General features: G+C 66.5%; 24 protein-coding genes. 13 read left to right on the top strand and 11 right to left on the bottom strand.

The genetic code is table 11. The features are described from left to right. Positions 1-4 precede the first annotated feature (4 nt). Positions 5-1,009, top strand: a complete 1,005-nt coding sequence (locus ABL840_RS33435; protein WP_093304340.1) for a Bug family tripartite tricarboxylate transporter substrate binding protein — start codon at positions 5-7, stop codon at positions 1,007-1,009. A 19-nt stretch (positions 1,010-1,028) separates the two neighbouring features. On the opposite strand, the gene ABL840_RS33430 is transcribed toward ABL840_RS33435, so the two are convergent. From ABL840_RS33430 to ABL840_RS33420, 3 genes are all read right to left on the bottom strand, one after another. Continuing rightward, positions 1,029-1,439: a ribbon-helix-helix domain-containing protein gene (locus ABL840_RS33430; protein ID WP_093304338.1), complete on the bottom strand. Its 411-nt coding sequence runs from the start codon at positions 1,437-1,439 to the stop codon at positions 1,029-1,031. 71 nt (positions 1,440-1,510) lie between these two features. Continuing rightward, positions 1,511-2,089, bottom strand: coding sequence for a DJ-1/PfpI family protein (locus ABL840_RS33425; protein ID WP_093304336.1), 579 nt, complete (start codon positions 2,087-2,089; stop codon positions 1,511-1,513). 136 nt (positions 2,090-2,225) lie between these two features. Beyond that, positions 2,226-2,684: a hypothetical protein gene (locus ABL840_RS33420; protein WP_093206614.1), complete on the bottom strand. Its 459-nt coding sequence runs from the start codon at positions 2,682-2,684 to the stop codon at positions 2,226-2,228. 294 nt (positions 2,685-2,978) lie between these two features. On the opposite strand from ABL840_RS33420, the gene ABL840_RS33415 reads away from it, so the two are divergent. Next, the gene (locus tag ABL840_RS33415) at positions 2,979-3,395 is read left to right on the top strand and encodes a hypothetical protein (RefSeq protein ID WP_093206615.1); all 417 of its coding nucleotides are present in this window, start codon (positions 2,979-2,981) and stop codon (positions 3,393-3,395) included. Between the two features lie 40 nt (positions 3,396-3,435). On the opposite strand, the gene ABL840_RS33410 is transcribed toward ABL840_RS33415, so the two are convergent. After that, positions 3,436-3,948, bottom strand: a complete 513-nt coding sequence (locus ABL840_RS33410; protein WP_093304334.1) for a DinB family protein — start codon at positions 3,946-3,948, stop codon at positions 3,436-3,438. Between the two features lie 112 nt (positions 3,949-4,060). Here ABL840_RS33410 and ABL840_RS33405 point away from each other — a divergent pair, with 112 nt between their 5' ends. Both ABL840_RS33405 and ABL840_RS33400 read left to right on the top strand, forming a co-directional pair. Then, positions 4,061-4,696 carry a TetR/AcrR family transcriptional regulator gene (locus ABL840_RS33405; protein WP_093304331.1) on the top strand — a complete coding sequence of 212 codons (636 nt, stop codon included), beginning with the start codon at positions 4,061-4,063 and terminating at the stop codon, positions 4,694-4,696. 83 nt (positions 4,697-4,779) lie between these two features. Next, complete coding sequence (locus ABL840_RS33400) at positions 4,780-5,142, top strand: hypothetical protein (RefSeq protein WP_093206618.1); 363 nt, start codon at positions 4,780-4,782, stop codon at positions 5,140-5,142. Between the two features lie 23 nt (positions 5,143-5,165). On the opposite strand, the gene ABL840_RS33395 is transcribed toward ABL840_RS33400, so the two are convergent. The 6 genes from ABL840_RS33395 to rtcR form a co-directional block, all read right to left on the bottom strand. Beyond that, a complete protein-coding gene (locus ABL840_RS33395) occupies positions 5,166-5,432 on the bottom strand; it encodes a hypothetical protein (RefSeq protein WP_418116096.1) in 267 nt (88 codons plus the stop codon). A 95-nt stretch (positions 5,433-5,527) separates the two neighbouring features. Next, positions 5,528-6,466 carry an ornithine cyclodeaminase family protein gene (locus ABL840_RS33390; protein WP_093304328.1) on the bottom strand — a complete coding sequence of 313 codons (939 nt, stop codon included), beginning with the start codon at positions 6,464-6,466 and terminating at the stop codon, positions 5,528-5,530. A gap of 11 nt (positions 6,467-6,477) precedes the next feature. Next, positions 6,478-7,338, bottom strand: a complete 861-nt coding sequence (locus ABL840_RS33385) for an alpha/beta hydrolase (protein ID WP_093304326.1) — start codon at positions 7,336-7,338, stop codon at positions 6,478-6,480. After that, a complete protein-coding gene (locus ABL840_RS33380) occupies positions 7,335-7,913 on the bottom strand; it encodes an exonuclease (RefSeq protein ID WP_093304324.1) in 579 nt (192 codons plus the stop codon). The genes ABL840_RS33385 and ABL840_RS33380 overlap by 4 nt, the downstream gene beginning before the upstream one ends. 4 nt (positions 7,914-7,917) lie before the next feature. After that, on the bottom strand, positions 7,918-8,757 hold the full coding sequence (locus tag ABL840_RS33375; RefSeq protein ID WP_418116095.1) for a 2'-5' RNA ligase family protein: 840 nt from the start codon (positions 8,755-8,757) through the stop codon (positions 7,918-7,920). Positions 8,758-8,794: 37 nt separating this feature from the next. Continuing rightward, positions 8,795-10,399, bottom strand: coding sequence for an RNA repair transcriptional activator RtcR (rtcR, locus tag ABL840_RS33370; RefSeq protein ID WP_093304318.1), 1,605 nt, complete (start codon positions 10,397-10,399; stop codon positions 8,795-8,797). 734 nt (positions 10,400-11,133) lie between these two features. Between rtcR and ABL840_RS33365 the strand changes: the two genes are divergently transcribed. From ABL840_RS33365 to rtcA, 8 genes are all read left to right on the top strand, one after another. Continuing rightward, positions 11,134-12,285 (top strand): slipin family protein, encoded by a 1,152-nt coding sequence (locus ABL840_RS33365; protein ID WP_093304316.1) that lies wholly within the window; start codon positions 11,134-11,136, stop codon positions 12,283-12,285. Between the two features lie 288 nt (positions 12,286-12,573). Further along, positions 12,574-13,068 (top strand): hypothetical protein, encoded by a 495-nt coding sequence (locus ABL840_RS33360; protein ID WP_093304313.1) that lies wholly within the window; start codon positions 12,574-12,576, stop codon positions 13,066-13,068. A gap of 24 nt (positions 13,069-13,092) precedes the next feature. Then, positions 13,093-14,328 (top strand): RtcB family protein, encoded by a 1,236-nt coding sequence (locus tag ABL840_RS33355; RefSeq protein WP_093304737.1) that lies wholly within the window; start codon positions 13,093-13,095, stop codon positions 14,326-14,328. 36 nt (positions 14,329-14,364) lie between these two features. Further along, the gene (locus ABL840_RS33350; RefSeq protein WP_093304310.1) at positions 14,365-14,904 is read left to right on the top strand and encodes a hypothetical protein; all 540 of its coding nucleotides are present in this window, start codon (positions 14,365-14,367) and stop codon (positions 14,902-14,904) included. A gap of 5 nt (positions 14,905-14,909) precedes the next feature. Beyond that, positions 14,910-15,560: a zinc-ribbon domain containing protein gene (locus ABL840_RS33345; protein WP_093304735.1), complete on the top strand. Its 651-nt coding sequence runs from the start codon at positions 14,910-14,912 to the stop codon at positions 15,558-15,560. 2 nt (positions 15,561-15,562) lie between these two features. Further along, on the top strand, positions 15,563-16,522 hold the full coding sequence (locus ABL840_RS33340) for a ribonuclease Z (protein ID WP_418116094.1): 960 nt from the start codon (positions 15,563-15,565) through the stop codon (positions 16,520-16,522). Between the two features lie 27 nt (positions 16,523-16,549). After that, positions 16,550-17,404 (top strand): nucleotidyltransferase domain-containing protein, encoded by an 855-nt coding sequence (locus ABL840_RS33335; protein ID WP_176947537.1) that lies wholly within the window; start codon positions 16,550-16,552, stop codon positions 17,402-17,404. After that, positions 17,397-18,434 carry an RNA 3'-terminal phosphate cyclase gene (gene rtcA / locus ABL840_RS33330; protein ID WP_093304305.1) on the top strand — a complete coding sequence of 346 codons (1,038 nt, stop codon included), beginning with the start codon at positions 17,397-17,399 and terminating at the stop codon, positions 18,432-18,434. The genes ABL840_RS33335 and rtcA overlap by 8 nt, the downstream gene beginning before the upstream one ends. Position 18,435: 1 nt before the next feature. Here rtcA and ABL840_RS33325 read toward each other — a convergent pair whose 3' ends face one another. Next, positions 18,436-18,885, bottom strand: a complete 450-nt coding sequence (locus tag ABL840_RS33325; RefSeq protein ID WP_093206630.1) for a MarR family winged helix-turn-helix transcriptional regulator — start codon at positions 18,883-18,885, stop codon at positions 18,436-18,438. 74 nt (positions 18,886-18,959) lie between these two features. Here ABL840_RS33325 and ABL840_RS33320 point away from each other — a divergent pair, with 74 nt between their 5' ends. After that, positions 18,960-19,955, top strand: a complete 996-nt coding sequence (locus tag ABL840_RS33320; RefSeq protein ID WP_093304301.1) for a Bug family tripartite tricarboxylate transporter substrate binding protein — start codon at positions 18,960-18,962, stop codon at positions 19,953-19,955. Positions 19,956-19,960: the final 5 nt, after the last annotated feature.

Below are 19,960 nucleotides of genomic sequence, written 5' to 3'. Positions count from 1 at the left end.
GAGGATGAACCACACGTCGAAGAAGACAACGCGCCGCGGCGCCGGCATTGCCGCGCTCGCACTGGCCGCCGCAGCCCTGTTGCCTGCGGCCGCGCCCGCGCAGCAGGCCTTTCCCACCAAGCCCGTGCGCATCATCACGCCGTTCCCCGTGGGCGGCGGCCCCGACGGCGTGGCCCGCCTGGTGGCCGACAAGCTCTCGCGCGCCTGGGGCCAGCCCGTGGTGGTCGAGAACCGCCCCGGCGGCAACGGCTTCATCGCCATCGATGCCTTCAAGCGCGGCGCGAAGGATGGCCACGACATCATCGTGCTCGACAACGTGCACCTCGCCGCGTACCCGGCGCTCTTCAAGAAGCTGCCCTACGACACGAGCAAGGACTTCGACGCGCTGCTGCCGCTGTTCAAGACCTACTTCTTCTTCACCGTCGCCACCAACAGCAAGTACAAGACCGTGGGCGACCTGATCGCCGATGCCAAGGCCAACCCCGGCAAGCTCGACTACGGCTCGTGGTCGGTGGGTAACCCGGTGCACCTCGGCTCCGAGCTCTTCGAGTCGGCCACCGGCACGCAGATGGAGCACGTGATCTACAAGGAAACCACGCAGCTCTACACCTCGGTCGCCACCGGCGAACTGGCCTTCGCGCTGGGCAGCAGCGCCACCGCCGGCCCGCTGCAGCGCGCGAACAAGCTGCGCTTCCTGGCCGCTGCCGCGCCGCAGCGAGTGGCAGCCTTCCCCGACGTGCCGACGGTCGCCGAATCGGGCGGCCCGAAGGGCTTCGAGGTCATCGGCTGGAACGCCATCGCCGTGCCCAAGGGCCTGCCCGCATCGGTCACCGAGAAGATCAAGCGCGACATCGAGAAGGGCCTGGCCGAGCCCGACGTGCTGGAGAAGTTCAAGAGCTTCGGCTACGAGCCCTTCCCGACCACGCGCCCTCAGTTCGACGAGTTCGTGGCGAGCGAGACGAAGCGGTTCACCGACGTGATCCGCAAGGCGAACGTTTCGCTGGACTGACGCGACAGGCGCAAGCGCGTCATCGCGCTGCCGCGCGCAGCGTGTGTACCTTGGCGGTGGGCCGTTGTTCGGAAAGCGGCCCGCCCCAGCCCTTCGGCAGCTCGTGCAGCACCGCCTTCGCATCGAGCGAGCGGATCGCCACCGAGTTGTCGGCCGGAATGCGCCCCTGCGCGAGCAGCGCTTCGTAGCGCAGGGCGCTCACCCGCAGGAACGACGCGAAGTTGCCGACTTCGCCGCGCGCGGCCACCAGCTCGTCGTAGAGCCGCTCGATGAGCTGCACCACGACCATGCCGTCGCGTTGCGCGATTTCCTCCAGCACTTGCCAGAACAGGTTCTCCAGCCGGATGCTGGTGACCACGCCGTGCAGCCGCACCGAGCGCGTGCGCGCGTCGTAGCTCTGAGGATCGGCACTGATGAAGACTTCGCACATGGTGGGCTGTCTCCTATGCGGGGAGGAAGATGGAGGGCGACGCGCGCACTGTAGCGCCGCCCGCCCGGATTTCAATGCTCGATGCGCGTGCCCAGCACCGCCAGGAACTGCGAGAGCCACGCCGGATGCGCGGGCCACGCGGGCGCGGTGACCAGGTTGCGGTCGGTCACGGCCTGGTCGACCGGAATGCCCATGTACTCGGCACCCGCCAGTTCCACCTCGACCTGGCAAGCGGGGTAGGCCGACACCTTGCGACCCTTCAGCAGGCCGGTGGCCGCGAGCAGTTGCGCGCCGTGGCACACCGCGGCGAGCGGCTTGTCGGCGGCCAGGAAGTGCCGCGCGATCTCGACCACGCGGGTGTTCATGCGCAGGTACTCCGGCGCGCGGCCGCCGGGAATGACCAGCGCGTCGTAGGCCTCGGGGCGCACGTCGGCGAAATTGGCGTTCAGCGTGAAGCGGTGGCCCGGCTTCTCGCTGTAGGTCTGCGCGCCCTCGAAGTCGTGGATGGCGGTGTGGACCCAGTCGCCGGCCTTCTTGTCGGGTGCCACGGCGTGGACCGTGTGGCCCACGGCCAGCAGTGCCTGGAAGGGCACCATGGTTTCGTAGTCTTCGGCGTAGTCGCCGCAGAGCATCAGGATCTTGCGCGCCATGTCTCTTGTCTCCTTCGAACGAGGTTGGAATGCGGACCGGCCCGTAGGGGCGCGGGCCGTCGCCGCATTATTCGAAGGGGCAGGGTGCAGCGGGTAGCAGCCGGCTGTGACTTCGGCCTTGCACGATGCAGTGGCCTCAGATGATCGTCGCGCTCACGCCGCGCGCCACCGCGGGTGCGATGCCGGCGTAGAAGAAGCCCAGGTCGTCTTCGGGGCCGTTGGTGGCTCGTCCGCGCACCTTGCCCATCACGCACACGCCGACCTGCGAATCGCCCTGGCCGATGACGAGCACGAAGGGGTTGTCCTCGTCGCCGCGCAGGTAGCGCCCGCCGAACTCGCGGCGCGCGACTTCGAAGACGTAGGCCGATGCAAGGAAGTGGAGATCGTCCGGCAGGGGCGCCTGCTGCTTGAAGAAGTCGTCGAGCACGCGGTCGACCAGCGGCAGCGAGGCCGACGTGTAGTCCAGCCGCGAGCCGTCGATGGGCGCACCGGGTTGCGAGAAGGCTCCGACGAAGTCTTCGGCCTGCGAGGCCATGCCCTCCTCGAGCGTTGCGGGCATGGCGGGTTTCTTCTTCAGGAAGTCGAACAGTCCCATGGTTGCGGTTTTCCCCTCGTTCGTCGGATGTTTCGTTGGATGCGATCGGGCCGAAGCCGGGCGACTGTCTCAGAACCCGAGCCCTGTGCGCAAGCGTGAAGCGCTTCGGCGGGGCAGGTGACGCCGTTCTGGTTAACAGAAGTTCGCAGAGGTTGCATGGCGCGGCGAAGAGCCGGGCCGCGCCGCGGGGGCGTCATTGACCTGCCTTTTGCCCTGAATAGCCTCGTTCAGGGTTTTCCCGCATCCCCGTGGAAGCCTCATCCGGACCGACAACTCACAGAAAAGACCCGAATCATGAAGACCTCCCGACTCGCCCTTGCCGCGGCACTCGCCGTGCTCTCCCTCGCTTCCGCCCACGCCCAGCAACGCACCCGCGAAGCCGTCGAAGCCGAAGCCATCGCCGCCGCTCACGCCAAGGACCAGAACGTCACGCGCGGTTCGCGCGGCGCCGATCCGTTCACGTCCACGGCCGATTCCGAAGCCATGTACAAGCAGGCCGTCGAGACGGCCCACGCACCCAACCAGAACGTGACGCGCGGCTCGCGTGGCGCCGACCCGTTCACCTCCAGCCGCGACCCGGCGCAGGTCTACCAGGAAGCCATGGCCACCGCCGCGGCGCCCGATCAAAACGTGACCAGCGGCTCGCGCGTCAACAGCAAGGTCATCTCGACCATGCAGAACCCGGTGCTGCAGTCGGCACAGGGCAAGTAAGCCGGCGGATCTTCCTGAGCCTGGCCTAAAAGCGCCGCCGCTACGCGCCCTGCGTGCGGCGTGCTGGCTCGGCCTGGTGCAGGTAGCCGGTGAAGGTGTCGGGCGGCGACGAGCCCGTGAGGCGGGTCATGATCCGTCCGACCTCTCCCCGGTGATAGCCCGCGTGCGCCACCACGTGGCCCAGCATTTCCTCGCGTGACATCCGTCCTGGCGCCCCGTCGGTGAAGGTGAATTCGATGCTTTCCTCGAGCTCTTGCGGGCTCAGCCGCGAGACGTAGTCGACATACCAGCGATCGGTTTCCCGCACCGCATCGGCCAGCGCTTCCAGCGGCCGCGGCTCGGGTGCGCCGGTGGCTGTGAAGGCGTGCGCCGTGCGCTGCACGTTCGCCACGAAGATGCGGTCGACGATGGCCGCATGGTTGAAGACGCGCAGTGCCGTGCGGTAGTCGTCGGGCGGGGCTTTCCCGGCAAGGTCGGCCAGGCCTGCCAGCAATCCTTCGTCGGCCCAGGCCTTGTAGCGGAACAGCGAGGCCAGAAGCGTCTGCGTACTCATCACAATCTCCCCCTTGAACGATGAAACGGGCACTGCGCGTGCGTGCGGTCCGGTCCTATTCTTGAGTGGAGCTCCGATCTTGGGTACTCGCATTCCCCCACAGCGCAGGACCATGCGCAAGGCGCCCAGCCAGCGGCGTTCGCGCGTCACGGTGGACGTGATCATCGAGGCCGCAACTCGCGTTCTGGCGCGTCGCGGATGGGCGCGCTTCACCACCAACGAGATTGCGGCGGTCGCCGGCGTCAGCGTCGGTTCGCTCTACCAGTACTTCCCGGACAAGCTCGCCATTGCCGAGGCCATCAGGGAGCGCCATCTCGCCGAGGTGCTCGTGGCGCTGTCCGACCCGGAAGAGGAAGCAGAAGACGGCAACGAAGCTGTCTCGCTCGACCGGCGGGTGGAGCGTTTCGTCGACGGCGTCATCGCCGCCCACTCGGTCGACCAGGCCTTGCACCGCGTGCTGGTCGACGAAGTGCCGCTTGCCGCGCGTTCCAGCTATCCGGAGTTCGAGGCGGAATACCAGCGGCGCTATCGGGCGCTGGTCGCATCGAGCGCGCACGCAGGCCGGGCCGGCCGTGACGGCGACGACAGCAGCAGCGAAGACGAGACGGCTGCTCGCATGCTCTCCTCCGCAGTCGAAGGGGTCGTCCATGCGGCGGCGCGTCGTGGCGACCTGGGCTTGCCCGTGCTCAGGAGCGAGCTCGTCCGGCTGATCGCAGCCTATCTGCGCGATCGCCGGCACGCAGGCTGAGGGCGCTCCGGAGTGGACAGCACGCCCTGTCCCTGACCACAATGCCCGCCGAGTTTCTTCACTCGTCCTGAAAGGTCATCGCAATGAAAAAAATGCTCGTGCCGGTCGGTCTGGCCCTGGCTCAGATGATGGTCGTGTCGGTGGCATCCGCGCAGTCTTCCGGCGAAGCGGATCCGGCTCAAGGAAAGGCGCGGCCCACGGCGCCCACTACCAGGGCGGAGCGCGCGGAGGCGCGCAAGGAACGCCGTGTGGACGGCGCCGCGGCGGCACGCGGGCCGCAGATGCAGGAAGGTGAAGTCCGCGCGACCACTGCGCCCAAGATGTCGAGGGAAGAACGCCGCGCCGCCGCGGCCAAGCGCCGTGCGGCGAACCGCGAGGCGATGAAGGCGGGCCAGCTGCCGCGCGGCGGCAGCAACGACGCGCCGGAAAAGCAGAAGAAGCCCTGAAGAACGCCCGGCCTGCCGGGTTCTCAGGCGTAGGCCTTGGCCGAGCGAAGCTGCAGCAGGGCCAGCATCCTCGCCTCCTCCGCGTCGCGCAGGCTCTTGGCGGCGCGGCTGGCGGCGTACGTCACGTAGAGCGTGTCGACGGCCTTCTGCCAACACTGGATCGTCTGATACGCGCTGTTGGCATCCCCCGGCCTGGCCGGCACGGTGTATCCGGCCTTGCGCAGGATGTTGGCTTTGTGTTCGGTACTGAGCATGTCGTGACCCCCCGAGTCGATGGTGTCAGGTGCCACGGTACGCTCGTTGCGTCCTGTGCGCTATTAGCTACACGACGTATCCAGATGTAGGAAAACCCTACCCTGGAGGGGTGGAAACTAGGCCATAAGGATTAGCCGATGTCGCTCGATTGCCACACCAGCGTGGCGGCGGTGAGGTCTTCGAGGGCGCTGCCGACGGCCTTGAAAACCGTGCGTCCGGCCTCGTTCGGACGGCCGGGCTGCTCTGAACGGCACAGCGTGGCGAGCGTGCCGCGGACATCCTCGGCGCGCAGCGTGCCGGCCGCCATCGCGTCGAGCAGGTCGCCGGATTTCTGCAATGCCTCTTCGGTGTCGATGCAGACATGCGCGCCCGCGAAGCATTGCACGTCCGCCTCGCGCATTGCGGGCGTGAAGCTGCCGATCAGGTCCAGGTGCGAGCCCGGCGCCAGCCATTCGCCGCGCACCAGCGGCGCGGTGGCCAGCGTGGCGCAGCTCACGATGTCGGCTTCTCGCACGGCGGCTTCCAGGTCGGTGGCGGCCCGTGCGTTCCAGCCCTCGGCACGCCACTGCGCCGCCAAGGCCTCGGCGCCTTCAGGCCTATGGCTCCAGACCCACAGCTCGTCGATGGGCCGCACGCTCGCATGCGCGGCCGGCAGCATGCGCGCGATGCGGCCGGTGCCCAGCACCAGCAGCCGGCGCGAATCCTGCCGCGCCAGGAAGGATGCGCCCAGCGCCGATGCCGCGGCCGTGCGGCGCGCGGTGATCTCGTTGCCGTCCATCATCGCCAGCGGCACGCCGGTGCGGGCGTCGTACAGCACGTAGGTCGCATGCAGGCCGGGCAGGCCCTGCGCGCTGTTGCCGGGGAAGATGTTGATGGTCTTGATGCCGAGGAAGCCCGCGTCGCTCCACGCCGGCATGATGAGCACGGTGCCCTTGCTCCCGGCGGCTTCGATGGCGTGCACGTGGCGCGGCGGCACCCGGGCTTCGGCCGCGAAGGCCGCGCGCAATGCGGGCACCAGCCGATCGAAACCGAGCGGTGCGCGGGTGGCGGCTTCGTCGAAATGCTTCATGGCTGTGGTCGTCACTGCTGCATCGGATGCTGTGCCGACTCGAAGAACTCGGTCAGCGCCTTGCGGTAGGCGGCGCCGTAGCGCAGGGCCGTCATCGGCTCGAGGTGGCCGGCGCCCGGCACTTCGATCAACCGCCTGGGCTCGCGCGCCTCGGCCAGGAGGCGCTTCGAATGCGCGAGCGGAATCACCTGGTCGGCCGTGCCGTGGATCAGCAGCAGCGGAATGGGTGCCACTGCAGCCACGTACTTCGACGCCGCGTACTCGTCGCTCACCAGCAGGCCGGCGCCCTTGAGCTTGTCGTTCGCGATCGACGAATAGGAATAGAAGGTCGACTCGATGGCCGCCGCCTTCACGCCCGCGCGGTTGCCCGCGCCCACCACCGCGATGGCGTTGGTGCCGCCCAGGCTCTGCCCGAAGACGAACAGCCGCTCGGGGTCGACGTCGCCGCGCGAGCGCACGTAGTTCAGCGCGGCGTTGGAGTCCTCGAACACGCCCTTGGGCTCCGGCTTTCCTTCGGACTGGCCGTAGCCGCGGTAGTCGAACACGAACACGTTGTAGTCGCGCTTCGGAAGCCAGGCCACGAAGCGCCAGTGCGTGCTCATGTTCTGCGCGTTGCCGTGGAAGTGCACCACCGTGCCCTTGGCCTCCTTCGGGTTCTGGCGGTTCTCCGCGGGCAGGAACCAGCCGCTGAGGCGCGTGCCGTCGGCGCTCGCGAACTGCACGCTCTCGTAGCGCATGCCCAGCGCGTCTGGCGTTTCGTAGCGCACGTTGTCGGGGTAATAGAACATCGACTGCACGCAGCCGCCCAGCATGAGCGGCAAGGCGCACATCGCCAGTCTTCCGAACCAACGACGCACCGCGCTGCCCTTCATGCGGGCTTTCCGCCGGCAGATGCCGCGCGGTTTTCCGCGAGCATGTTGCAGAAGAGCGCGCCCTGTTCGATGGCATCGTCGAGCGCCACGTGCGTGTGCGGCAGCCCGGCGTCGAACCAGCGACGCGGCATGGCGCGCTTGGTGCTGTCGCGGTAGTCGAGCCTGAGCATCGCCATCGCGAACGACTTCACGTCGAGCGCCGAGTGGCTGAACGGGCTCTCGCCCGCGAAGCGCATCAGGTACCAGTAGACGAAGAGAAAGTCGAAGCCCGCCGGATACGCGACGAACACCGGCCGCGCGTGCAGGCCCTTGAGCCAGCTCACGTAGTTCTTCATGGCCTGGGCCGGCTCCTGCAGGTCGGTGCGGCAGGCGGCCCAGGCCTCGGGCTGGGTCTTCCACCATGCGGCGGTCTTGGGGTCGGCCTCCGCGCCGGGCAGCGTGTGCAGGTTGGCGCTGAAGGTGGAGACGAGCTGCTTGTCGGCCGTGTAGGCGGCCGAGCCGAAGCTGAGCATCGAGTTCGGGCCCGGGATGGGGCCGTCGGATTCGACGTCGGTGCTTATGTAGATTTCTGACATGGGTTCAATCGATTTCGAGGATGGACCCGACCGAGCGTTGGAGTTCTTCTATCAGTTCGGGGTCCATGTATTTGTATTCGTCGGGAATGTCGAGCACGTGGACCGGCTTGTGCGCCAGCATCCGCGAGAACTCGGCCATCAGCCTCGACTTGTGCTTCTCTTCCATCACGAGGATCACGTCGGCCCATTCGATGTCGTCGACGGAGACCCTGTGCCGCGCATTCGGGCTGGTGCCGGCCGAGCGCGCGGAGACCAGCGGATGCCGGCGCCAGAGCTGTTCCGCCGTCGGGCTGCGCCATTGGTTGCGACTGCAGATGAAGAGGACGTTGCGCATGGGTCGTTCGGGGGCTTGGGTCAGCTGGAAGACATGCATGTCACGCCAGTTGCCCGATGAGTTCTCCATCAGCGTGACTTCCGTGCATGCCGCGCGCACGGCGCCCGATGCGATCAGGCGCGACTGGAGCTCGATGGCAGCCGCATCCGCGTCGGCCGCACTGCCGTGCGCCACCGAGAGATGCGGAACGACGCTGTCGTGCTCACCGCCGTACGGCGGAAATTCGGGAAACGCTTCCGCCAGCGCCAGGGTCATCTCGATGAAGGGTGCGGCCGGCTCCGGCGCAAGGTAGGCGGTTTCGGGAAAGCGTCCGACCTCGCGCAGGGCGAAGTCGAACGCCGGCGTCCGGCTCAGTGCCTGCTGCGCGCGTTGCAGCACTTCGGCGCCGATCAGCGCCGGGTCCATGAAGGGAACGAGCACTGTGATGTGAGCCGGCACTCCCTGCACTGCCGTCGCGTCGTAGCGATGGCGCAGGTCTGCGACCTGGTGCTCGGCTGCGGGGACTTTCACTGCGAATGCGGAAATGGCCATCGCGGCGGAGGATAGCTCAGGCGTCCGCTATCCGGCCCCATTCCAGGCCGTGCTTGACGAGGTACTTGCGCAGCCGGTCGGCGTCGTTCACCACGCTGCGCTGCGCGCGCGAAGCCTGGAAGAGCTGGCGGCCGGCGTCGGACAGGCTGCGCGACTGCCGGCAGACGCGCACCACCGCCTCGAGCTGCAGGCGGTCGAACAGGTCGAGCGCCGATGCGCGCTCCTCGCCGAGCAGTGCGTCGAGGTCGACGTCGCTGCTGGTTGCGGGTGCGGTGCCCGCGTGCTTCCACAGCCAGCGCAGTCGTGCGATCTCGGCTTCCACAAGCGCCACCGGAATCCGTCCGCCGTCGGCCAACGTGGCCAGCCGCGTCACGCTGGCCGACAGGTCGCGGAAGTTGCCGCTCCAGATCGCCTCGCCGCTTTGCGCGAAGCGCAGGTAGGCGGCGCGCGCCTCGGCGTTGAAGCGCACCACGCGGTTGTTCTCGGCGGCGTGGATGGCCAGCAGGTGGTCGACGTTGGGCTCGATGTCCTCCGGCCGCTGCGCGAGGCCAGGCAGGTCGTAGGTCCAGAGGTTGATGCGCGCGAACAGGTCTTCGCGGAAGCGGCCTTCGGCCACGTCGCTGCGCAGGTCGCGGTTCGTGCCGGCAATCAGCTGGAAGTCGCTTTCCACTTCCTTGTCGGCGCCCACGGGGAAGAAGCGTTTCTCCTCGATGGCCTTCAGAAGCATCGCCTGCTCGTCGAGACCGAGCTCGCCGATCTCGTCGAGGAAGAGGGCGCCCTGGTGCGCGGTGCGCAGCAGGCCCGCGCGATCGGCCGCGGCGCCGGTGAACGAGCCTTTCTTGTGGCCGAAGAGCGTCGATGCCGCGCCATCGCCGCGCAGCGTCGCGCAGTTCACCTCGACGAACGGGCCCGTCATCTGGTGGCGCGACTGCTTCAGCTCGAACATGCGCCGCGCCAGGAAGGACTTGCCCGCGCCCGTCGGACCCACCAGCAGGATCGGCGCGCGAGAGCGCACGGCCACGCGCTCGATCTCGTCGATCAGCGCATTGAAGCGCGCGTTGCGCGTGGCGATGCCGCTCTTCAGGAACGCGACCGCGTCGCGCTGCTCCGCGTCGAAGCGCCGCGCGATCACGTCGTAGCGCGAGAGATCGAGGTCGATCAGCGTGCACTTGCCGGCTTCGCCTTCGCGCTGCTTCTTCGGCGGCGAGGTTTGCGCCAGCACGCCGGGCACCACGCGCGATTCGGACAGCAGGAACATGCAGATCTGCGCGACGTGCGTGCCGGTGGTGATGTGCGTCCAGTACTGCTCGCGCTCGGTGTCGAAGCTGTAGCCGCGCGCCCAGTCGTACAGGCGGGTGTAGACCTCGCCGAAGTCCCACGGGTCCGCGAGGTCGAGCGGCACGAGGTTGACCGTGGTCTCGGGCGAAACGGTGGCGATGTCGGCCTTCACCACCTCGGCCAGCGCCTTGTGCCGCACCGTGTAGAGCAGCTCCATGCGCGAGACGACCATGTCCTCGTGCTGCGCGAGCGAGACGGTGGGACGCCACTTGTTCCAGCGGCCCGCGCCCTGGCCGGCGTCGAGCTGGGTGCCGAGGAAGCCGATGACGACGATTGGCTTCATGAATAAAAAGTTAGCTGAATTTATACAAAGTGCCTGGATGCTAGCAGGTCGAAGGCAGCACGAATCGATCGGTGGAAAAGAATTTATTTACTCATATCAATAACTTACGCGATTCTCGAATGCGTTTTCACCTTGCTTTTTCCGGCCTGGCACGCTGGCTGCAATAGACAACCCGTCGGATGCAGTTCATCCGCTCGCAGGTGCCGCATGAAAGCGGCCCGGTGCCGCAGGCCAGATCCTGTCTTGGGTTCGCGGTATGCCGCTGTTGAACTGGCTGGCAACTGAACTTGTTTCAGTTCTGCTCATGGTTGAGCACCGTGCTAACCACACGGCGTTGTGGGTTCGATTCCCGCGAAAAACCCTGGCGGTGCTCGCACCGCCATCTGATGGGGCGAAAGCCCCCCGCCCCGGCACACCGGAGCGATGGCGCAGGGCCCGAAAACCCTGCGGCGCGCGACACAGTGCCAAGCGCAGGCGGCTTGCGCACCGCGTGCGTGGCAAGGAACTGCGTGTGGCCATTGACGGCGAGGGAAGTGACGGCGTTGCGCATGCAACGAGGGAGGCACCGACCGGACCGCGCGACCGCCGCATGTCAGGCCTTGGCTGCTGCAGTGTCCGCCGCCTGCCCTTTCGAGGGCCTTGATTGATTGATGAAGTAACGACCGATTGACTGGCTGAGCGAACGAAAGAACGAACGAAGCGAACAGCCGAACCGAACAAACAGGAGAAGAAAAATGCTGGGTTTCAACCAATACACCATCAAGAAGAACGAACGCGCGCTGTTGCTGCGAAACGGGGATTTCGAGCGATTGCTCGGCCCTGGAAAGCATCGCGTGTTTGCGGGCTTCGACACCGTTCAGCTGCAACGCTTCTCGCTCGCCGACCCCGTGTTCGAACACGAGCTGGCCGACTACTTCCTGGCTCGTGAGCCTGAACTGGTCGAGCGCGAGTTTGTGCAGGTGTCGCTGGCCGAGACCCAGGTCGGCCTGCGCCATGAAGACGGCGTGCTGGTGCAGATCCTGCCGCCCGCGACGCGAAAGCTGTACTGGCGCGGCCTGCGCGAGCAGCGCATCGATGTGATCGACGTGGCCGCCGATGCGCGCCTGCCGGCCGAGCTGCTGGCAAAGCTGCAGAGCGTGGCGCTGCGCCCGCGTGCGGTGCAGGGGCTCGAAGGCGTTCTGCTGGTGCAGGTGCCCGAGTTCCATGCCGGCGTGCTGACGCTCGAAGGACAGATGCAGGCCTTGCTGCCGCCGGGAAACCACGGTTTCTGGCGCTTCAACCGACAGGTGGCAGTGACCTGCGTGGACCTGCGTTCGCAGATCGCCGAGGTGAGCGGACAGGAAATCCTGACCCGCGACAAGGTGGGCCTGCGACTGAACATGTCGGCGGTGTGGCGTTTCACCGATGTGCGGCAGGCCATGGCACAGATGCCGAAGCCTGCCGAGCATGTGTATCGCGAACTGCAGTTCGGCCTGCGCGCCGCCGTCGGCGAACAGACGCTCGATGCGCTGCTGGAAAACAAGGCGGCGATCGACCAGACGGTGCTGGCACAGGTGCGCGAACGGCTGGAAGGTACCGGCATCGCGCTGGAAAGCGTGGGCGTGAAGGACATCATCCTGCCCGGCGAGATGAAGACCATCCTCGCCCAGGTGGTGGAGGCAGAGAAGTCGGCCCAGGCCAACGTGATCCGTCGCCGCGAGGAAACCGCGGCAACGCGCTCGCTGCTGAACACCGCCAAGGTGATGGAGGGCAACCCTGTCGCATTGCGGATGAAGGAACTCGAAACGCTGGAGCGCGTGGCCGAGCGGATCGACAAGATCTCGGTGGTCGGCGGTCTGGACCAGGTGCTCAACGGACTGGTGACGCTTCGGCCGAACGGTTCCTGAGCGATAGCTCGGAAAGAGAAAGAAGAGATACGGGCACGCAGGCACAGAAGGGAGCGCCACTGCCAAAAATGTTGATATTGCCAGGCAGCCTGGGTAAGACCAGGTACGGCGGGCAAGTCGGTCGACGAGCAAGGTTGAGGATGCAGGTGCTGGCTCCGATGACGGGTCTGTCACTGGCGCGCGTTTCCAATCGTCGACTGGGCCGCTGGATTCAAACACCACGGTCGCCGTATTGATGCGGGTTCGAATCCCGCCGTGTCCACCAATGAAGCGCAAAGGGAAAGAAAAATGATCGAAGAAGAATCGCAGGCAAAGGATCTGATCGCATACGACCTGCACGACGCAGGCTGGGCCGAAATGAGCTTTCGCGCCGAGCCGCAGCGGCTGGAGTGCGCGGTGTCCTATCTGCACGACTCGCTGGGCGATCTCGCGCGCATGGGCCTGGCCTTGCAGAAAGGCTCGGCGCATTCGGAGGCGGTGTTCATGGACGAGCCCGGCGAAGCGATTCTCGTGGTCGCCGGCGCCGGGGATACTTTGCAGTACGAGCTGCGCCAGTACCGTGATTGGGCAAGCTGGGGCATCGTTGCGGTGGACGACCACGAAGTGATCGCGCGAGGCGAGATCCGGCGAGCCGAGTTGGTGCGCAACATCCATGCGGTGCTGCAGCGCATCCATGTGGAAGTGGGGCCGAAGCGATACCGCGAAATGTGGGTCGAGCACGATTTCCCGCTGCGGGACTACGAAAGCCTTTCCATCGCGCTGCACAAGCGGTCGATGGCCTGAACGAATTTGACGAACGAGACGATGATGAAAGAAGAGAATCAAATGAACTACAACCTGCACGCAGTCGAAAACGGCGTGCCCGTGAAGATGTGGACCCGCGGCGTGCCCGTGGAAGACGAGGCGCAGAAGCAGCTCGAGAACGCGGCGCGCCTGCCCATCGTCTTCAAGCACATCGCGGCCATGCCCGACGTGCACTACGGCATCGGCGCGACGGTGGGCTCGGTGATCCCGACCTTCAAGGCCATCATCCCGGCCGCGGTCGGCGTGGATATCGGTTGCGGAATGATGGCGTGCAAGACCACGCTGCACGCCAACGACCTGCCCGACAACCTGGCGCCGCTGCGCTCCGCGATCGAGAAGGCCGTGCCGCACGGATCCAACCCCAAGCGCATGGGCCGCGACAAGGGCTCGTGGGAGACGCCTCCCAACGAAACCGACGTGGCCTGGGCAGGACTGGTGGACGAGTTCGACGCGATCTGCGAAGACTATCCGCGCCTGAAGAACACCAACAACCACAAGCACCTGGGAACGCTGGGTACTGGCAACCACTTCATCGAGGTGTGCCTGGACGAGGCAGGTTCCGTGTGGTTCATGCTGCACTCGGGTTCGCGCGGCGTGGGCAACGCCATCGGCACGCACTTCATCGAACTCGCGAAGAAGGATGCCGAGCTGCACCAGCGCAACCTGCCCGACCAGGACCTGGCGTACTTCGAAGAGGGCGCCAAGTACTTCGGCGACTACGTGCGCGCGGTGGGCTGGGCCCAGAAGTTCGCGCGTGCGAACCGCGAAGTGATGATGCAGCGCGTGGTCGCGGCCGCGCGAAAGGTCATCACCAAGCCCTTCGAGGCGCACGTGGAAGCGGTGAACTGCCACCACAACTACGTGAGCCGCGAGACGCACTTCGGCGAAGACGTGCTCGTGACCCGCAAGGGCGCGGTGAGCGCGAAGGCCGGCGAGCTGGGGATCATCCCGGGAAGCATGGGCGCCAAGAGCTACATCGTGCGCGGAAAGGGCAACCCCGAGAGCTTCATGAGCTGCAGCCACGGCGCCGGTCGAAAGATGAGCCGTACCAAGGCGAAGAAGCTCTACACCGTGGCCGACCAGATCGCCGCGACGGAAGGCGTGGAATGCCGAAAGGACGCCGACGTGATCGACGAGATCCCGATGGCCTACAAGGACATCGACGCGGTGATGGATGCGCAGAAGGACCTGGTGGAGGTGGTTTACACGCTGAAGCAGGTTGTTTGCGTGAAGGGATAGCCGACCGTCCATCGAGGCCGGCACAGGAGGGCCAAGATGAGAATCGACCAAAGGTGCATTCGACAAACTGAAGCTGAACTGAGGCGCCGGGAGCTGGCCTTGCAAGAGGCCTTCACGCAACGCGGACGTTCCGAATCGGCGTGGTCTGCCTGGAAGGTTGCAGCCGAACGCCTTCGCAGCTATGAGAGCCCTGTGTTCGAGTTGTGGAGCGATGAGGCGCGGAAAGGGATTCTTCAAGGCAAGGGAGCATGGCGCGAATCGGCCATTCTCTACGTCGACCTGGGGCCGCGATTCTTCCGGTCCGGCTATCTGCGCGATCGACTGTGCCACCTGCTGAAGCAGAGCGATCTATCCAAGCAGGAACGCAGCGGTGTACTGAAGAGTCTGCTGACGTCGTTGGCACGCAGGCCTTCTACAGGGCGGTTTTGTCACGATTGCCGGCTTGCTGGTCGGTGGGCGGACGACGAGTTCACCACTCGCGTCCGCGAGATCTCGACCCACAAGGATCGTTGGACAGGTGGGCGCGCACGACGGATGTTGCACGCCATCGAGCAAGACAAGAGAAAGCGAGGATGAGCGCCATGAAGAGCAACAAGCAACGCCGCGCCGAAATCAAGGCGCGTCGCCTCGAACGCGCTGCCGCATCGGCTGAACGTCTGCGTGAGAAGGATGTCCGCCTGCCTCGGCCTGATTTCGCGTTTGCGCTCGGCCACGAGCCTGCGGATCGGTTCGTCCTCGAGCAATACAACAACAGCTACGGCATGCTGCCGGACTTCTATGTAGATCGCCCCTTCAGCTGCCGTGATTGCGGATCCGAGGAAGTATGGACGGCCAAGCAGCAGAAGTGGTGGCACGAGGTTGTGCACGGCCATATCGATAGCCGCGCCGTGCGATGCCTGGCATGCCGCCGCGCGCGTCGCGAGTGCCTGCGGAACGCGGTTCCGGGCGCGAACCTCCTGCGAGAGCAGACGGATCGTCTTCGTGCGCTGGGTGATGCGAAACCGACCACGCAGGCTGTTGCCGAAGTCGATACTGCGCTTCAAGGCAAGTGGTGGAGCCTGCGTGTCGTGGCGATCCAGACGATGGCGCGTTGGGGTGGCGAATCGAACCTCGCGAAGCTTCACGAACTGATGGCGGCTCGTCCCGAGGGCGGTCGCCGATACTTTGCCTGGGAGCGCGTTGCTGCAGATGCGGCGAGGAGCGCGCTGATGAACAGGGAGCGATGGCCTTGACGATGATGAAACTGACTTTCCTGGGTACCTCCTCCGGCACCCCCACGCGCCACCGCAACGTCTCCGGCCTTGCCGTGCAGACGGTGCTCGGCGCAGACTGGTTCCTGATCGACTGCGGCGAAGGCACGCAGCACCGTGTGCTGCAGACGCCGCTGTCGCTGAACGACCTGGCCGCCGTCTGCATCACGCACGTGCACGGCGACCACTGCTACGGCCTGCCGGGCCTGCTCGCGAGCGCGGGCATGGGCAAGCGGACGAAGCCGCTGAAGCTGATCGCGCCGCTGCCGGTATGGCAGTGGTTCGAGGCCACGCGTGCGTTGACCGACCTGCATCTGCCTTACGAAGTCGAGCATGTGGATCTCGAAGAGCAGCCGCTGGTGTATGAAACACCCGGCGTGCGCATCGAGCGCCATGCGCTGCTGCATCGTGTGCCCAGCCACGCCTACCGTGTGCAGGTCGAGACGCGTCGCGTGCGGCTGAAGGCAGATGCGCTGCGTGCAGTCGGCCTTCCGCCCGGCCCTGCGTGGCGTGCGTTGCAGAGCGGTGAAGACGTGCCCTTCAATGGCGAGGTGCTGCGCAGTGCCGACTTCGCGGAGACGCAGGTCGACACGGCCATCGTGGTTGTCGGCGGTGACAACGCCGAGCCCGCGCTGCTGCGCGATGCCTGCAAGGACGTGCGGCTGCTGGTGCACGAAGCCACCTTCACGCAGGACGCGCTCGACAAGGTGGGGCCAGGTCCGATGCACAGCTCCGCGCGCTTGCTGGCCGAGTTCGCGCAATCCGTCGAAGTGCCGAGCCTGATCCTTACGCATTTCAGCGCGCGCCACCAGAACGAGGAAGGCATGACGGCGCTGATGGCAGAGACGCAGGCGCACTACCGCGGCAATGCGTTCCTGGCCAACGACCTGGACGTGTACGAGCTCGACAGTGCCGGCAAGGTGAGCGTCACCCCGGCTCGATGAGAACAAAGAAGAGAAAGAAGAAGAGAGATGAGTATCGAAGAAGAATTCCTGCGCTCCGCCCACCCGATCGAGCCCGCCATGCGCGCGCAGATCATGGAGGCCCTGCGCGACATCGAAGCGAAGCACGACGTGACCGTGCTCTTCGCCTGCGAATCCGGCAGCCGAGGCTGGGGCTTCGCCTCGCCCGACAGCGACTACGACGTGCGCTTCATCTACGTCAACCGCCTGCCGTGGTACCTCACGGTTGCGCCGCACCGCGACGTGATCGAGGTGCCGATCAGCGGCGACCTCGACATCAACGGATGGGATCTGCGCAAGGCGCTGGGCCTGATGCGCGAATCGAACCCGACGCTGCTCGAATGGCTGCGCTCGCCGGTCGTTTACCGCGACGACGCGACCGCGATGCCGCGCTTTCGAGAGCTGTCGGAGGCGGTGTTCTCCAACGCGCGCGGCTGGCATCACTACAGCTCGATGGCGAAGAAGAACTTCCGCGAGCACCTGCAGGCCGACGAGGTGCGCTACAAGAAGTACCTCTACGTGCTGCGCCCGCTGCTGGCTGCACGCTGGATCCGTTCGCATCCGGGCGTGCCGCCGATGCGTTTCGCCGACCTGGCGCAGCGCACGCTCGACCCGGTGCGCGACGCCGCGCTGATCGACGAGATCAACGCTCTGCTCGAAGTGAAGATGCGCGCTGGCGAGGCTGCGACCAGCCCGCGCTGGAACGGCATCCATGCATTCATCGAATCGGAGCTGGCGGCCAACGCCGCGGAGCCGGTGACGCCGCTGCCGCAGTCCGAGCAGGCAGGCCTCGATGCCTTCCTGCACGAGACCGTGCTGCGCTTCGAGAAGCAGAAGAATGACGAGGAGGCCGCTCATGGTTGAACTCGACGGCTCCCAAGGCGAGGGCGGCGGCCAGATCCTGCGCACCAGCCTCGCGCTGTCGATGGTCACGGGCCAGCCCATGGCCATCGAGAAGATCCGCGCGGGTCGAGCCAAGCCGGGCCTGATGCGCCAGCACCTCGCGTGCGTGAACGCGGCCGCTGCCATCAGCGGCGCGGAAGTCGATGGTGCCGAGCTCGGGTCGCAGTCTCTGCGTTTCGTGCCCGGCCCGGTGCGTGCTGGCGAATATCGCTTCGCGATTTCCGGCGCGGGCAGCTGCATGCTGGTGCTGCAGACCGTGCTGCCGCCTCTGCTGCTGGCCGGTGCGCAGAGCCGCGTGCACCTGAGCGGCGGCACGCACAACCCGATGGCACCGCCTTTCCACTTCCTGGAGCGCGCCTTCGCCCCGCTGGTGCGCCGCCTGGGTGCGGACCTGCAGCTGACGCTGCGTCGCTGCGGCTTCTATCCGGCCGGCGGTGGCGAGGTCGAGGCGGTCATCGAGCCGGCAGCCGGCGCGCTGCAGGGCTTCGACCTGATGACTCGCGGAGCGCACCAGTCGAGCTACGCCGAGTGCCTGGCGCCGGGCCTGCCGCGCCATGTGCCGACGCGCGAGCTCGACACGCTGGGCGGCGCGATGGGCTGGTCCGGCGAGCAGCTGCGCTTCGGCTCGGTGCGTCAGAACGAAGGCCCGGGCAACGCGCTGCTGGCGACGCTGGCCTACGAGCACGTCACCGAAGTGTTCACGGTCTTCGGCGAGAAGTCGCTGAGCGCCGAGCAGGTGGCGCATGGGCTGGTGAAGGAGCTGCGCGCGTTCCAGAAGAGCGAGGCGGCCGTCGGGCCGCATCTCGCCGACCAGCTGGCGCTGCTGCTGGCGCTCGCGGCGTGGCAGGGCAAGAAGGAATGCGCCTTCACCTGCAGCGAGGTGACCGAGCACACGCGCACCAACTGCGCGGTCATCGAGCGCTTCCTGCCTGTGCGCTTCGCGATCGTCGAAAGCCGCCAGGCTTCGACGGTACGGGTCTCGCCGACCTAGGTCAGGCCAGCGGCGTCGCGTTCGCGTACAGGCGCAGCAGCATCGCGCGCAGCGTCTTCACCTCCGCTGCGCTGAAATCCGAGGTCGCAACGGCCTCGTAGTGCTGCGCGAGCGGAATCAGCTCCAGCGTCAGGGCGAGCCCGCGCTCGGTGAGCGCGATGCGCACCGCGCGCTTGTCGGTGTCGCATTTCTCGCGCGCCACCAGTTCATGTGAAGCCAGCCGGTCGACGATGCGCGACAGCGCCGAGAGATCGGTGGATGCGTGCGCGGCCAGCTCCGACAGCGTCTGCTGCGGCGTGTGCTGCAGCGACGCGCAGACGCGCCATTCGCTGAGGCTCAGTCCATAGGGTTTCAACGCCTTCGCGAAGGCATTGCCCATGCGTGCGCCGGCGCGCGCCAGGAGGAAGGGGATCGCCTTCTCGAGATCGTGGTCTTGGGGGAGGGTTTTCATCTAGACATGCTTGAACAATCAAGTATATAGTCCGCCGCAATTGCTTGAATAATCAAGTAAAAAAGGAGACGAGGATGAACCTGAAACCTTCCCGGAGAGCTGCCCTTGCATGGGCTCTTGCGTCCTTTCTTCCCTGTGCGGCGACGCTGGCGCAAGCGCAGGGCACGGCGGCCAGGTGGCCGCAGCAGGCGGTGCGCTTCGTCGTGCCGTTTCCGGCGGGCTCCGCGCCCGACGTGCTGATCCGCCACGTAGGCGCCAAGCTCGGCGAGAAGTGGGGGCAAGGCGTCATCGTCGACAACAAGCCCGGCGGCAGCGGCGTGATCGGCATGAACGCGATCCTCGCGGCGCCGACCGACGGCTACACCTTCGGCTTCGTGCAGGGCTCCGCGATCTCGGTGGCGCCCAGCACCATCAAGGGCGTGACCTACGACTTCAACCGCGACTTCGTGCCGGTCACGCTCGCGGCCGTCGCGCCCTTCATGCTCGCGGTGCCGGCCAACTCGCCCTACAAGACGCTCGCAGACTTCATCGCCGCCGCGCGCGCCAAGCCGCAGGGCATCGAGGTGGCCGACAACGGACGGGGCACGGCGCCGCACCTGGCGTCGGCATTGCTGGGGCTTCAATCAGGAGCGCAGTTCCTCGAGGTGCACTACCCCGGCGGCGCGCAAGCCATGCAGGCCACGCTGGGCGGCCAGACGCAGATGATGGTCGAGACCTACAACGTGGTCGCCGGCAACGTGCAGGGCGGCCGCATGCGCGTGCTGGCCAGCATGGGCGACCGCGTCGAAGCGGGGCTGGAGCAGTTCCCGCTCGCGAGCAGGACGGTGCCGGGTGCGGTGGCGCACGGCTGGTTCGCCGTGATCGCGAAGAAGGGCGTCGATCCGACAGTGCTCGCGAAGCTCAACAGGGACATGAACGAGGCGCTTCTCTTGCCCGACGTGGTCGCCAAGTCGCGCGAGCTCGGGACCTACCCGCGCCCCGGCACCCCCGAACAACTGGCGAGCTACATCGCCGAGGACCGCAAGACCTGGCAGGCCGTGCTGGACAAGCTCAATATCAAACCGGAGTGATTTCC

It is taken from the genome of Variovorax sp. NFACC27 (assembly GCF_048301545.1).
Lineage (GTDB): Bacteria > Pseudomonadota > Gammaproteobacteria > Burkholderiales > Burkholderiaceae_C > Variovorax > Variovorax gossypii.
This window is presented reverse-complemented; position numbering and strand designations above follow the sequence as displayed.